Annotated in this window: 12 protein-coding genes; 8 read left to right on the top strand and 4 right to left on the bottom strand. The window is 66.8% G+C overall.

Annotated elements, in window-relative coordinates; all coding sequences use genetic code 11:
• Positions 1–2: 2 nt before the first annotated feature.
• A complete protein-coding gene (locus VSR71_RS26620; protein WP_342916760.1) occupies positions 3–488 on the top strand; it encodes an adenosine-specific kinase in 486 nt (161 codons plus the stop codon).
• Positions 489–497: 9 nt separating this feature from the next.
• Here the strand turns inward: VSR71_RS26620 and VSR71_RS26615 are convergent, their stop codons facing one another.
• The 3 genes from VSR71_RS26615 to VSR71_RS26605 form a co-directional block, all read right to left on the bottom strand.
• Entirely contained in the window at positions 498–2,177 is a 1,680-nt protein-coding gene (locus tag VSR71_RS26615; protein WP_342916759.1) for a Na/Pi cotransporter family protein, read from the bottom strand.
• A 181-nt stretch (positions 2,178–2,358) separates the two neighbouring features.
• Entirely contained in the window at positions 2,359–2,970 is a 612-nt protein-coding gene (locus VSR71_RS26610) for a LysE family translocator (RefSeq protein ID WP_342916758.1), read from the bottom strand.
• Positions 2,971–3,016: 46 nt separating this feature from the next.
• Positions 3,017–3,589 carry an adenine phosphoribosyltransferase gene (locus VSR71_RS26605; RefSeq protein ID WP_342916757.1) on the bottom strand — a complete coding sequence of 191 codons (573 nt, stop codon included), beginning with the start codon at positions 3,587–3,589 and terminating at the stop codon, positions 3,017–3,019.
• Positions 3,590–3,742: 153 nt separating this feature from the next.
• On the opposite strand from VSR71_RS26605, the gene VSR71_RS26600 reads away from it, so the two are divergent.
• On the top strand, positions 3,743–4,321 hold the full coding sequence (locus VSR71_RS26600; RefSeq protein WP_342916756.1) for a DJ-1/PfpI family protein: 579 nt from the start codon (positions 3,743–3,745) through the stop codon (positions 4,319–4,321).
• An 86-nt stretch (positions 4,322–4,407) separates the two neighbouring features.
• Positions 4,408–4,797: a ribbon-helix-helix domain-containing protein gene (locus VSR71_RS26595; protein WP_342916755.1), complete on the top strand. Its 390-nt coding sequence runs from the start codon at positions 4,408–4,410 to the stop codon at positions 4,795–4,797.
• An 18-nt stretch (positions 4,798–4,815) separates the two neighbouring features.
• On the opposite strand, the gene VSR71_RS26590 is transcribed toward VSR71_RS26595, so the two are convergent.
• Positions 4,816–6,795: a cation:proton antiporter gene (locus VSR71_RS26590; RefSeq protein WP_342916801.1), complete on the bottom strand. Its 1,980-nt coding sequence runs from the start codon at positions 6,793–6,795 to the stop codon at positions 4,816–4,818.
• 151 nt (positions 6,796–6,946) lie between these two features.
• On the opposite strand from VSR71_RS26590, the gene VSR71_RS26585 reads away from it, so the two are divergent.
• From VSR71_RS26585 to VSR71_RS26565, 5 genes are all read left to right on the top strand, one after another.
• Positions 6,947–7,930, top strand: coding sequence for a KpsF/GutQ family sugar-phosphate isomerase (locus VSR71_RS26585; protein WP_342916754.1), 984 nt, complete (start codon positions 6,947–6,949; stop codon positions 7,928–7,930).
• 34 nt (positions 7,931–7,964) lie between these two features.
• Positions 7,965–8,594 carry an LPS export ABC transporter periplasmic protein LptC gene (lptC, locus tag VSR71_RS26580; protein WP_342916753.1) on the top strand — a complete coding sequence of 210 codons (630 nt, stop codon included), beginning with the start codon at positions 7,965–7,967 and terminating at the stop codon, positions 8,592–8,594.
• 129 nt (positions 8,595–8,723) lie between these two features.
• The gene (gene lptA, locus VSR71_RS26575) at positions 8,724–9,371 is read left to right on the top strand and encodes a lipopolysaccharide transport periplasmic protein LptA (RefSeq protein WP_342916752.1); all 648 of its coding nucleotides are present in this window, start codon (positions 8,724–8,726) and stop codon (positions 9,369–9,371) included.
• 53 nt (positions 9,372–9,424) lie between these two features.
• Positions 9,425–10,225 carry an LPS export ABC transporter ATP-binding protein gene (gene lptB, locus VSR71_RS26570; RefSeq protein WP_342916751.1) on the top strand — a complete coding sequence of 267 codons (801 nt, stop codon included), beginning with the start codon at positions 9,425–9,427 and terminating at the stop codon, positions 10,223–10,225.
• A gap of 154 nt (positions 10,226–10,379) precedes the next feature.
• Positions 10,380–11,858 (top strand): RNA polymerase factor sigma-54, encoded by a 1,479-nt coding sequence (locus tag VSR71_RS26565; RefSeq protein WP_342916750.1) that lies wholly within the window; start codon positions 10,380–10,382, stop codon positions 11,856–11,858.
• Positions 11,859–11,864: the final 6 nt, after the last annotated feature.

Here is an 11,864-nt window from a genome sequence, read left to right as displayed (position 1 = left end):
CCATGGAACTGACGGTCGTACCGGTCACCAAGCCGGAAGCCACCAACTTCATCTTCGGCCATTCGCATTTCATCAAGACCGTGGAAGACCTGCACGAGGCGCTGGTGGGCACCGTGCCCGGCATCCGTTTCGGGCTGGCGTTCTGCGAGGCCTCGGGCAAGCGGCTGGTGCGCTGGTCCGGCACCGACGAGCCCCTGATCGACATGGCGTGCGAGAACGCGCGCGCCATCGGCGCGGGGCACAGCTTCCTGATCTTCCTGGGAGACGGGTTCTTCCCGGTGAACGTGCTGGGCGCGGTGCGTGCGGTGCCGGAGGTGTGCCGGATCTACTGCGCGACCGCGAACCCGACGCAGGTGATCATCGCGCAGACCGATGCCGGCCGCGGCGTGGTGGGCGTGATCGACGGCGCCTCGCCGCTGGGGATCGAGACCGAGGCGGATGTAGCGGAGCGGAAAGAACTGTTGCGCAAGTTCGGCTACAAGCTGTAGCCGTGCCGCTCAGTGCTGCGCCGCCTGTACGCGCGTGACCGGCGGCACATCGTCTTCCTTCATCCGGCTGCGGTTCAGCACGCCGGCCTGCTCCAGCACCGGATAGGCGGTCGCGCAGAACAGCGAATTCAGCCGCTTCAGCTCGCTGATCACATCGAGATGCAGCGAACTGGTCTCGACGCTTTCCGCGGTCTGCACCGCCACGCGCTGCAGATGGGTGCGCGCGTACTTGCGCTCCAGCTCGCGGAAGTTGGTCTTCTCCGCCATCAGCGCCTGCGCGCTCTTCAGGTCGCCGTTGAGGAACACCGACAAACCCAGCCGCAGGTTGGCCACCAGGCGCGCATGCATTTCGGCGATTTCCTCCATGCCCGCTTCGGAGAACATCAGGTTGTGCGCGATCTTCTTGTCCTTGGTGTCGAGCAGGATGCGCTCGATGATGTCGCCGGCGTGCTCCAGGTTGATGGTCAGCGAAATGATCTCGGTCCAGCGCTGCCCGTCGCGCTCGTCCAGCGCTTCGAGGCTGATGCGGGTCAGGTAGAGCTTGATCGCGGTGTAGAGGTCGTCGACCTCGTTGTCGATGCGGCAGGTGGCGGTGGCCAGCTTGGCGTCATTGGTGCGCATCACGCGCAGCATGTTGTCGAGCATCTGCTCGACGCGGTCGCCGATGCGCAGCACCTCGCGCGCGGCATTGGACAGCGCCAGCGTCGGCGTTGACAGTGCGGCCGGGTCGAGATGGCGCGGCGTGACCTGGCTGTCGCCGGTATTGCGTCCGGGCAGCACCTTCTCGCACAGGCGCGCCAGCGGCGCGGTGGCGCCCAGCAGCAGCATCGCCAGCGCGACGTTGAACAGCAGGTGGAAATTGACGATCAGCCGTTGCGGATCTTTGTCGATCAGCGCCAGCAGCTCCCCCGCCTCGGTCAGCAGCGGCAGTGCGATGAGGCAGCCCAGCAGGCGCGACAGCAGGTTGCCCAGCGTCACGCGCTTGCCCGGCTGGTTATTGCCCGAAGTGGTCAGCAGCGCGGAGATGCCCGAGCCCAGGTTGGCGCCCAGCACCAGTGCCAGCGCCACGTGGATCGACACCACGCCGGCCGAGGCCAGCGCGCCGCAGAACAGCACCACGGCCAGGCTGGAATAGCACAGGATGGTCAGGAACGCGCCCACCAGCATGTCCAGCCCGGAGTCGCCGGTCAGCGAGGCAAACAGCACCTTGACCCCCGCGGCCTGCACCACCGGGCGCGTGGCAATGGAGATCAGCTCCAGCGCCAGCGTGATCAGGCCCAGCCCGATCAGCACGCGCCCGACGTGGCCGGGCTTGTTGCCCTTCCAGGTCAGGTGGAGGATCACGCCGACGAAGATCAGCAGCGGCGACAGCCACGACAGGTCGAGCGAAAACACCTGCACCATCAGCGCGGTGCCGACGTTGGCGCCGAGCATGATCGCCAGCGCCGGCGCCACGGCGATCAGGCCCTGGCCGACGAAGGAACTGACGATGACCGCGGTGGCGTTGCTGCTCTGGACCAGCCCGGTGACGCCGAGCCCGGCAAGGAAGGCGGTGAAGCGGTTGGAGACGCTGGTCGACAGCACATGGCGCAGGTTGGCGCCGTAGACGCGCAGGATGCCGACCTTGACGATATTGGTGCCCCATACAAGCAGGGCAACACCCGAGAGCAGATGAAGAAGTACGCCCATTGTGCGCCTCAGTGTGACCGGTGCCCGAATTACTGCCGGAGGCGGCCCTGCCCGGTCATCGTGTAGTTGTCAATGGGGCATTATGCGCCCGGCACGGGGCAGCGGCAACGGCACCTGGCAAGGGGTACGGGCAACAGGCAACACATAGGCAACACATGCCGCGGCACGGCCGCGGCCGCGCTCAGGGCAGCGCGACCTTGATCCCCAGCGCGACGAAGATCGCCCCCGCCGCGCGGTCGAGCCAGCGCCCCGTGGCCGGACGGCGCCGCAGCCATGCGCCGAGCCAGCCCGCGCACAGGCCGAACAGGGAGAACACCACCGCCGTCTGCAGCATGAAGACCACGCCCAGCAGCAGGAACTGCAGCCCGGGATGCGCGGTATCGGCGCGCACGAACTGAGGCAGGAACACCAGGAAGAACAGCGTCACCTTGGGATTCATCATGTTGCCGAGCACGCTCTGGCGGAACACGCGGCCAAGCGGCACCGCGTCGACGTCGCCGCCCTGCGCCAGCCCGCCCCTGGCGCGCAGCGCCTGGACGCCGATCCAGATCAGGTAGGCGGCGCCGGCATACTTGATCAGCTGGAACGCCAGCGGCGAAGAGCGCAGCACCGCCGCCAGCCCGACCGCCGCGATCACGGTATGGAACAGGCAGCCGACCGAGAAACCCAGCGCCGCCACCAGCCCCGCGCGCCGCCCCTGAGCCATGCCGCGCGCGAGCACCTGCAGGTTGTCGGGTCCGGGCGCAACGGTGACCGCGATCGAGGTCAGCAGAAACAGCAGCAGGTCTGGCATATGGTCTCCGTGTCGATCTCCGTGTCGTTGCGTCAGTGAGCGTGGATCAGTGTCCGGCGAAGCGGCACACCGTGAACAGCGGCAGCCCCCCGTCCTGCAGCAGCTTCGAGCCGCCCAGTTCCGGCAGGTCGACGATCGCGGCACCCTCCACTACCGTGGCGCCCAGCCGCTCCAGCAGCTTGCGCCCCGCCATCATGGTGCCGCCGGTGGCGATCAGGTCGTCGACCAGCAGCACGCGATCGCCGGCCTTGCAGGCATCGGCATGGATCTCGACGGTGGCGCTGCCATACTCCAGCTCGTACTCCTCGGCCACCGTCTGGAACGGCAGCTTGCCCTTCTTGCGGATCGGCACGAAGCCCAGGTTCAGCTCGTACGCGACGATCGCGCCCAGGATAAAGCCGCGCGCGTCGATGCCGGCGACGAGGTCCAGTTCGGCGTCCATGTAGCGGTGCACGAAGACGTCGATCAGCACGCGCAGGGTCTTGGGGTCCTGCAACAGCGGCGTGATGTCGCGGAACATCACGCCCGGCATGGGCCAGTCCGGCACGGTGCGGATGCGGTCGCGCAGGTAGCCGGTGACATCGCCGAGGTCGGGGGACTGGATGATGGAATCTGCCATAGGGTCTGAAAAAAAACAGGAGCACGCCTCGCGCGCCGGTGAAAGATGCCCGCGCCGGCTGCGGTAACGGGCTACCACCCGCGCCGCCGGGCCGGCCAGCACAATGGCCCTGCCGGCTGCCGCCGGACACCCGTAACCATACAGGAGACCGTGATGGCGAAGAAGATACTGATGCTGGTCGGCGACTACGCCGAAGACTACGAGACCATGGTGCCGTTCCAGGCACTGCAGATGGTCGGCCACACCGTCCACGCCGTCTGTCCCGACAAAAAGGCAGGCGCCGCCTGCGCCACGGCGATCCACGACTTCGAGGGCGACCAGACCTACACCGAAAAGCGCGGCCACAACTTCACCCTGAACGCCAGCTTTGCCGATATCGACCCGGCCGCGTACGACGCGCTGGTGATTCCCGGCGGCCGCGCGCCGGAATACCTGCGCCTGAATGCCCGCGTGCTGGAGATCGTGCGCCACTTCGCCCAGGCCGACAAGCCGATCGCCGCGGTCTGCCATGGTGCCCAGCTGCTGGCCGCCGCCGGCGTGCTGGAAGGCAAGGGCTGTTCGGCCTACCCGGCATGCGCGCCGGAAGTGAAGCTGGCCGGCGGCACCTATGTCGATATCCCGGTCGACCAGGCGCATACCGACGGCAAGCTGGTCACCGCGCCGGCCTGGCCCGCGCACCCGGCCTGGCTGGCACAGTTCCTTGCGGTGCTGGGCACGCAGATCGTACATTAGAGCCTTCCGCCACGCGGCGCCGCGCCACCACCGGGCGGCGCGGCATGCACCCGCGCGCCGCTCGCGGCGCAGCACGGAGAGCTTCGATGTGTGAGATCTTTATCCGCGCCAATCCGGCCTCGTACCAGACCCAGGCGCGGTCGCTGCGGCTGCATGGCGTAGCCACCAGCATCCGCCTGGAGACCCTGTTCTGGGAAGTGCTGGAAGAACTGGCCACGCGCGACGGCATGACCGTCAACCAGCTGATCACGCGCCTGCATGACGAGCTGACCGCCCACCGCGGCAGCGAGGCGGTAGCGGGCAACTTCTCGTCCTTCCTGCGGGTGTGCTGCCTGCGCTACCTGAAACTGCAGGGCGAGGGGCGGATTCCGGCGGACCAGTCGGTGCCGATCCGTTCACTGGACGCGCGCGCCGTGCTGAACGACCTGCCGGAGTCGTGGGTGGAAGCGCGCCCACGCCAGGCGTTCTCCCACTGATCGCGCGCCGCACGGCGGCTAGCCATTCAGGATCCGCATCTCGGCGGCTTCCAAAGCTTCCGGCTGGCCGCGCAGCACGACGATATCGCCCGGTTCCAGCACGGTCTCGGGCTCCGGATCGAAGGCGCGGATGCCGCGCCGGCGCACCGCGGTCACCTCCACGCCGATCCGCTCCAGCCCGAGCATGCCCAGGCGCCGCCCGACCGCTGTGGACTGCGGCCCCAGCGACACGGAATGCAGCCGCACCGAATCGCGCTCGACCATGTCTTCATCGTCGTCGCGGCCGTGGAAGTAGCCGCGCAGCAGGCTGTAGCGCGCGTCGCGTGCCTCCTGCACGCCGCGCAGCACATGCCGCATCGGCACGCCCAGCAGCACCAGCGCGTGCGAGGCCAGCATCAGGCTGCCCTCGATGATCTCGGGCACCACCTCGGTGGCGCCGGCCTTTTGCAGGACATCCAGCTCCGAATCGTCGACGGTGCGCACGATCACCGGCAGCGCCGGCTCCAGTTCCTGCACGTGGTGCAGCACCTTGAGCGCCGACGGCGTGTTGGCGTAGGTGACGATCAGCGCCGCGGCGCGGTGGATACCGGCGGCGATCAGCGCCTCGCGCCGGCCGGCGTCGCCGTAGACCACGGTGTCGCCGGCGGCGGCGGCTTCGCGCACGCGGTCGGGGTCCAGATCGAGCGCGACATAAGTGATGCCCTCGCGCTCCAGCATGTGCGCCAGGTTCTGCCCGCTGCGGCCGAAGCCGCAGATGATGGCGTGTTTTTCCGTCTGCAGGCTTTGCGCGGCGATGCGGGTCATGTTCAGCGACTGCATCAGCCATTCGTTGGCGGCAAAACGCAGCACGATGGCATCGCTGTACTGGATCAGGAACGGCGCGGCCAGCATCGACAGCAGCATCGAGGCCAGGATCACCTGGATCAGCACGGGGTCGACCAGGTTCAGGCCGTCGATCTGGTTCAGCAGCACGAAGCCGAACTCGCCAGCCTGCGCCAGCCCCAGGCCGGTGCGGATCGCCACCCCCTGGCGCGAGCCGAATACCCGCGCCAGCACTGCAATCAGCACCAGCTTGAACAGGATCGGCACCAGCAGCAGCGCCAGCACCAGCCACAGGTGGTCCAGCACCACGCGGATATTGAGCAGCATGCCGATGGTGACGAAGAACAGCCCCAGCAGCACGTCGCGGAACGGCTTGATGTCTTCTTCCACCTGGTGCCGGTACGGCGTCTCGGAGATCAGCATGCCGGCCATGAACGCGCCCAGCGCCATCGACAGGCCCAGCCGCTCGGTCAGCGCCGCCATGCCCAGCGTCACCAGCAGCAGGTTCAGCATGAACAGTTCCTGCGAACGGCGCGCCGCCACGATGTGGAACCAGCGGCTCATCAGGCGCTGGCCGAGGAAGAAGATCACGCCCAGCGCCACCACGATCTTGACCGTGGCCAGCCCCAGCGCCATCACCAGGTCGCCGGGATCGCGCGACAGCGCCGGAATCACGATCAGCAGCGGCACCACCGCCAGGTCCTGGAACAGCAGGATGCTGATGATGTTGCGGCCGTGCTCGCTCTCCAGCTCCATGCGCTCGGACAGCATCTTGGAGACGATCGCCGTGGACGACATCGCCAGCGCCCCGCCCAGCGCCACCGAGGCCTGCCACGACAGCGGGAAGAGCCAGTTGAAGGCCCAGCTGGCGGGCACCACCGCCAGCATCGACAGCACCACCTGCGAGCCGCCCAGCCCGAACACCAGGCGCTTCATTGACCGCAGCTTGCTCAGGCTGAACTCCAGCCCGATCGAGAACATCAGGAACACCACGCCGAACTCGGCCAGGTACTTGGTCTGCGCGGTATCGCTGGCCAGTCCCAGCGCATGCGGGCCGATCAGGATGCCAACGGCCAGGTAGCCAAGCATCGGCGGCAGCTGCAGCATGCGGAACGCGACCACGCCGAAGACGGCAGCGGCCAGCAGCACCAGGGTCAGTTCCAGCGGTGAATGCATCAGGATGGTCGGGTGACCGGCCAGGCGCGCGTCCGACCCGGCACGGGCACCCTGCCGGGGAAACTTGGCAAGCGCGTCGATGCGGCGGGCACGCGGGGGCACATCGAAGCAGCCCCGGGCGACGTCGCATTCGTTGGTATACTTCGACGCCATGATAGCCAATTTCGATGCGGATCGAGCACTCCGACTCGCCCGCGACACACTCCAGACCGAAGCCGACGCGGTTTCCGCACTTTCCGGCCGCCTGACCGACGACTTTGCCCATGCCGTGCAGATGATCCTGCAATGCAGCGGGCGCGTGGTGGTCTCCGGCATCGGCAAGTCCGGCCATATCGGGCGCAAGGTGGCGGCCACGCTGGCTTCCACCGGCACCCCCGCGTTCTTCGTGCATCCGGCCGAGGCCAGCCACGGCGACCTGGGCATGGTCACGCGCGACGACGTGCTGATCGCCTTCTCCAATTCCGGCGAGACCGGCGAGCTGCTGTCGATCATCCCGATCGTCAAGCGCATCGGCGCTCGGCTGATCTCGGTCACCGGCAATCCGGAATCGAACCTTGCCAAGCTGGCCGACGCGCACCTGGACGCGGGCGTGGAAAAGGAAGCCTGCCCGCTCAACCTGGCGCCAACGGCAAGCACCACCGCCGCGCTGGCGCTGGGCGATGCGCTGGCGGTGGCGGTGCTGGACGCGCGCGGCTTCGGCGAGGAAGACTTCGCCCGCTCGCACCCAGGCGGCGCGCTCGGCCGCAAGCTGCTGACCCACGTGCTCGACGTCATGCGCACCGGCAATGCGGTGCCCGAAGTCCGCGAGAACACCCCGCTGGCCCAGGCGCTGATGGAAATCACGCGCAAGGGCATGGCCATGACCGCGGTGGTCGATCCCGACGGCCATGCCATCGGCGTCTTCACCGACGGCGACCTGCGCCGCCTGCTGGAAACCCCGCGCGACTGGAAGACCGTTCCCATCGGCGAGGTCATGCACCGCAACCCGCATGTGGTCAACCAGAACCAGCTCGCCGTCGAGGCGGTGCAGGTGATGGAAGCCAACCGCATCAACCAGTTGCTGGTGGTGGACGACGCCGGACGCCTGGTCGGCGCGCTGCATATCCACGACCTGACCCGCGCCAAGGTCATCTGAACGGGGCGCGCAGAAGCACACCAACAAGCACATCATGCAGGCACTCATCGCCTCCCTCAGCGGCATCGTCATGCGCCTGCTGCCGCTGCTGCTGATGGCCATCGTCGCCGGCAGCACCTTCTGGCTGGTGCAGATCAACTCGCCCAAGGAAAGCCAGGACACGCAGGCGACCAAGAAGCACGAGCCGGACTATTTCATGGACCGTTTCTCGGCCACGGAACTGGCGCAGGACGGCAGCACCAAGATCCGTTTCACCGGCGAGCGCATGGTCCACTTCGAGGACGACCAGACCTACGAGGTCACGCGCCCAGCGCTGCGCGCCTATGAACCGGACCGTCCGCCGGTGACCGCACGGGCCGACCTTGGCCGCATGAACGCCGAAGGCTCGGTGATCGACCTGTACGGCAACGGCCATGTGCTGCGCCAGCAGGGCGCCGACCCGTCCAAGGACCCGCAGCTGACCGCCGCGTCGAGCTATTTCCAGCTGCTGGTCAATGACGACATCGTCAAGACCGACAAGCCGGTGAAGCTGACGCGCGGCCCTTCGGTGATGACCGCGAACGGGCTGATCTTCAACAACGTCACCCGCGAAGTACAATTGCTCGGCAATGTACGCGGCACCATCGTCACCGGGCCGTCCCCGGGCCGTAAGCCGGGACCCTGACCTGGCCCGCGCGGCGGGCCGCCGGCAACGGCAATGCGCGGCGCGCCCTGTCCGCCCCGCAACACCTGCCCGACCCGCCCTGACTCGCCCTAACCCGCATCACCACGCCCTCTAGCCATCGCTGCCAACATGACTGCATCCCTGACGATTTCGTCCCGTCGACACGCCGCCCCGGCCCTGCTCGCCACGGCCATGGCCTTCGGCCTGCTGCTGGCCCAGCCCGCGCTGGCCGAGCGCGCGGACCGCGACAAGCCGATGGTGCTGGAGGCCGACAACGCCAGCTACGACGACGTCAAGCAGATCTATACGCTCACCGGCAACGTGGTGCTGACCAAGGGCACGATGATCCTGAAGTCGGATGCGGCTGAGCTGCGCACCGACCCCGAGGGGTACCAGTTCGCGGTGGCCACCGCCAAGGCGGGCAAGCAGGCCTATATCCGGCAGAAGCGCGAGGGCGTCGACGAGTACATCGACGGCTGGGGCGACCGCATCGAATACGACGGCAAGCAGGAGCTGTCCAAGCTGATCGGCCACGCGCGCATGGCGCGCCTGCAGGGCGCCAAGATGCTCGACGAGATCCGCGGCGCGGTGCTGACCTACGACAGCCGCAAGGAGTTCTACACGGCTGCCGGCGGCGGCGACAACACCTCGGCCGCCAATCCGTCGGGCCGCGTGCGCGCGGTGCTGTCGCCGCGGCAGGACCCGAATGCGCAGGGTTCGGGCAGCGGCTCGCCGCTGGACCTGAAGCCGGCGCCCGCTCCCGCCAACAAACCCTGACGCCTCGCGGGGACCGCATCCCCGCCTGAAACGCTGAACGCCAGACTGTGCCAATGACCGATACCGCCACCATCGCCGAAAAGCCTTCCGTCCAAGCCACGGCCGTCCTCGAAGGCGGCAGCACGCTGGTCGTGCGCCACCTGAAGAAGCGCTATGGCTCGCGCACAGTGGTCAAGGATGTCTCGCTGGACGTGAAGAGCGGCGAAGTGGTCGGCCTGCTCGGCCCCAACGGCGCGGGCAAGACCACCTCGTTCTACATGATCGTGGGGCTGGTGAACCTGGACGAGGGCGATATCGTGCTCGACGGCGACCACATCAGCGGCCTGCCGATCCACGAACGCGCGCGCATGGGCCTGTCCTACCTGCCGCAGGAAGCGTCGGTCTTCCGCAAGCTCAACGTCGAGGAAAACATCCGCGCCGTGCTGGAGCTGCAGGTGGAGAACGGCAAGCCGCTGGCCAGGGCCGAGATCGACCGCAGGCTCGACTCGCTGCTCGACGACCTGCAGATCGCGCACCTGCGCAACAACCCGGCGCTGTCGCTGTCCGGCGGCGAACGCCGCCGCGTGGAAATCGCGCGCGCGCTGGCATCGTCGCCGCGCTTCATCCTGCTGGATGAACCGTTCGCCGGCGTGGACCCGATCGCAGTGGGCGAGATCCAGCGCATCGTCAGTTTCCTGAAGGCGCGCAACATCGGCGTGCTGATCACCGACCACAACGTGCGCGAAACACTTGGCATTTGCGACCACGCGTACATCATCAGTGAAGGCACCGTGCTGGCCGCGGGGCGGCCCGAAGAGATCATCGCCAACGAATCGGTGCGGCGCGTCTACCTGGGCGAAAATTTCCGCATGTGATGTACCCGCCTGCCCGCACGGGCAGGCATTGATTCTGCCTGCTTTCAGCCCCATCATCTGCGTGTGGGACAGCCCACTGCCGGCGTCGATCAAGCCGCGACATTGATAGCAATTTCCGTTCCAACAACGGAAAGATGCGCATAAAATAGGTCGCATGAAACCGTCGCTACAGCTCCGCCTCTCCCAGCACCTGGCACTGACGCCGCAATTGCAGCAGTCGATCAGGCTGTTGCAGCTTTCGACGCTGGAACTGCAGCAGGAAGTCGAGCAGGCGCTCACAGAAAACCCCCTGCTCGAACGCGAGAACGACTGGATCGAAAGCCCACTGCGTGTGGCCGCCGACGGCTCGGTCAACTTGCAGAGCGCGCCGGCACCGGCAGCGGCCGAACCGCAAGGCAATGGCGAGGCGCGCGCCGATGGCGCGGGCGATGACGACAGCTATGGCGACAGCAACAGCGGCGACGACTATGGCGGCGACTGGAGCCTTGACGACTTCGCGCGCCGCCCGCAAGGCGACGAAGACGAGAAGACGCCGATGCAGTTGCGCGAGGCCGAGCCCACGCTGCGCGAATACCTGATGGAACAGCTGACGCCGCTGAAGATTTCGGTGCGCGACAAGGGCCTGGCCATCTTCCTAATCGAATCGCTCGACGACGACGGCTACCTCAGCGCGACGCTCGAAGAGATCTGCGCCGAACTGCCGGAAGAACTCGAATTCGAGATCGAGGAAGTGCAGGCGATGCTGACGCTGCTGCAAAGCTTCGACCCGCCGGGCGTGGGCGCGCGCAACGCGTCCGAATGCCTGGGCCTGCAATTGCGCCGGCTGCAGCACCCACAGCGCGAACTGGCGCTGAACATCGTGCACAACCACCTCGAGCTGCTGGCAGTGCGCGACTACACGCGCCTGAAAAAAGCGCTGCAGGTTGACGAGCCTGCACTCAAGGCCGCACACGAACTGATCCGCTCGCTCGCACCCTACCCGGGCCACGCATACAGCCGCCCCGAGGCGGACTTCGTCGTGCCCGATGTGTTCGTGCGCAAGAGCGGAAGCGGCTGGATCGCGCAGCTCAATCCGGACGTGATGCCCAGGCTGCGCATCAACGACATGTACGCGCAGATCCTGCGCGGCGCCAAGGGCGAGTCGGGTACGGCAGGCCTGCAGCAGAAGCTGCAGGAAGCGCGCTGGCTGATCAAGAATATCCAGCAACGTTTCGACACGATCCTGCGTGTCTCGCAGGCCATTGTCGAGCGTCAAAAGAACTTTTTCACGCACGGCGAAATCGCCATGCGCCCCTTGGTTTTGCGTGAGATTGCCGATACACTGGGATTACACGAGTCAACCATCTCCCGGGTGACGACCAATAAATACATGGCAACGCCGATGGGTACTTTCGAACTGAAGTACTTCTTCGGCAGCCACGTGTCCACCGAAACCGGTGGCGCGGCTTCATCAACGGCCATCCGCGCCTTGATCAAGCAACTGATAGGAGCCGAAGACCCGAGGAATCCCCTTTCCGACAGTCGCATCGCCGAACTGCTGGGTGAGCAAGGCTTCGTTGTCGCACGTCGCACCGTTGCCAAATATCGCGAAGCCCTGAAGATCCCCGCAGTGAATCTCCGCAAGTCTTTGTAGCCGAGC

Source organism: Cupriavidus oxalaticus, assembly GCF_038900635.1.
Lineage (GTDB): Bacteria > Pseudomonadota > Gammaproteobacteria > Burkholderiales > Burkholderiaceae > Cupriavidus > Cupriavidus oxalaticus_B.
This window is presented reverse-complemented; position numbering and strand designations above follow the sequence as displayed.

Coding starts and splice junctions, on each gene's coding strand:
- VSR71_RS26620 (WP_342916760.1), top strand. CDS start 3: ATGGAACTGACGGTCGTACCGGTCACCAAGCCGGAAGCCACCAACTTC.
- VSR71_RS26615 (WP_342916759.1), bottom strand. CDS start 2,177: ATGGGCGTACTTCTTCATCTGCTCTCGGGTGTTGCCCTGCTTGTATGG.
- VSR71_RS26610 (WP_342916758.1), bottom strand. CDS start 2,970: ATGCCAGACCTGCTGCTGTTTCTGCTGACCTCGATCGCGGTCACCGTT.
- VSR71_RS26605 (WP_342916757.1), bottom strand. CDS start 3,589: ATGGCAGATTCCATCATCCAGTCCCCCGACCTCGGCGATGTCACCGGC.
- VSR71_RS26600 (WP_342916756.1), top strand. CDS start 3,743: ATGGCGAAGAAGATACTGATGCTGGTCGGCGACTACGCCGAAGACTAC.
- VSR71_RS26595 (WP_342916755.1), top strand. CDS start 4,408: ATGTGTGAGATCTTTATCCGCGCCAATCCGGCCTCGTACCAGACCCAG.
- VSR71_RS26590 (WP_342916801.1), bottom strand. CDS start 6,795: ATGCATTCACCGCTGGAACTGACCCTGGTGCTGCTGGCCGCTGCCGTC.
- VSR71_RS26585 (WP_342916754.1), top strand. CDS start 6,947: ATGATAGCCAATTTCGATGCGGATCGAGCACTCCGACTCGCCCGCGAC.
- lptC (WP_342916753.1), top strand. CDS start 7,965: ATGCAGGCACTCATCGCCTCCCTCAGCGGCATCGTCATGCGCCTGCTG.
- lptA (WP_342916752.1), top strand. CDS start 8,724: ATGACTGCATCCCTGACGATTTCGTCCCGTCGACACGCCGCCCCGGCC.
- lptB (WP_342916751.1), top strand. CDS start 9,425: ATGACCGATACCGCCACCATCGCCGAAAAGCCTTCCGTCCAAGCCACG.
- VSR71_RS26565 (WP_342916750.1), top strand. CDS start 10,380: ATGAAACCGTCGCTACAGCTCCGCCTCTCCCAGCACCTGGCACTGACG.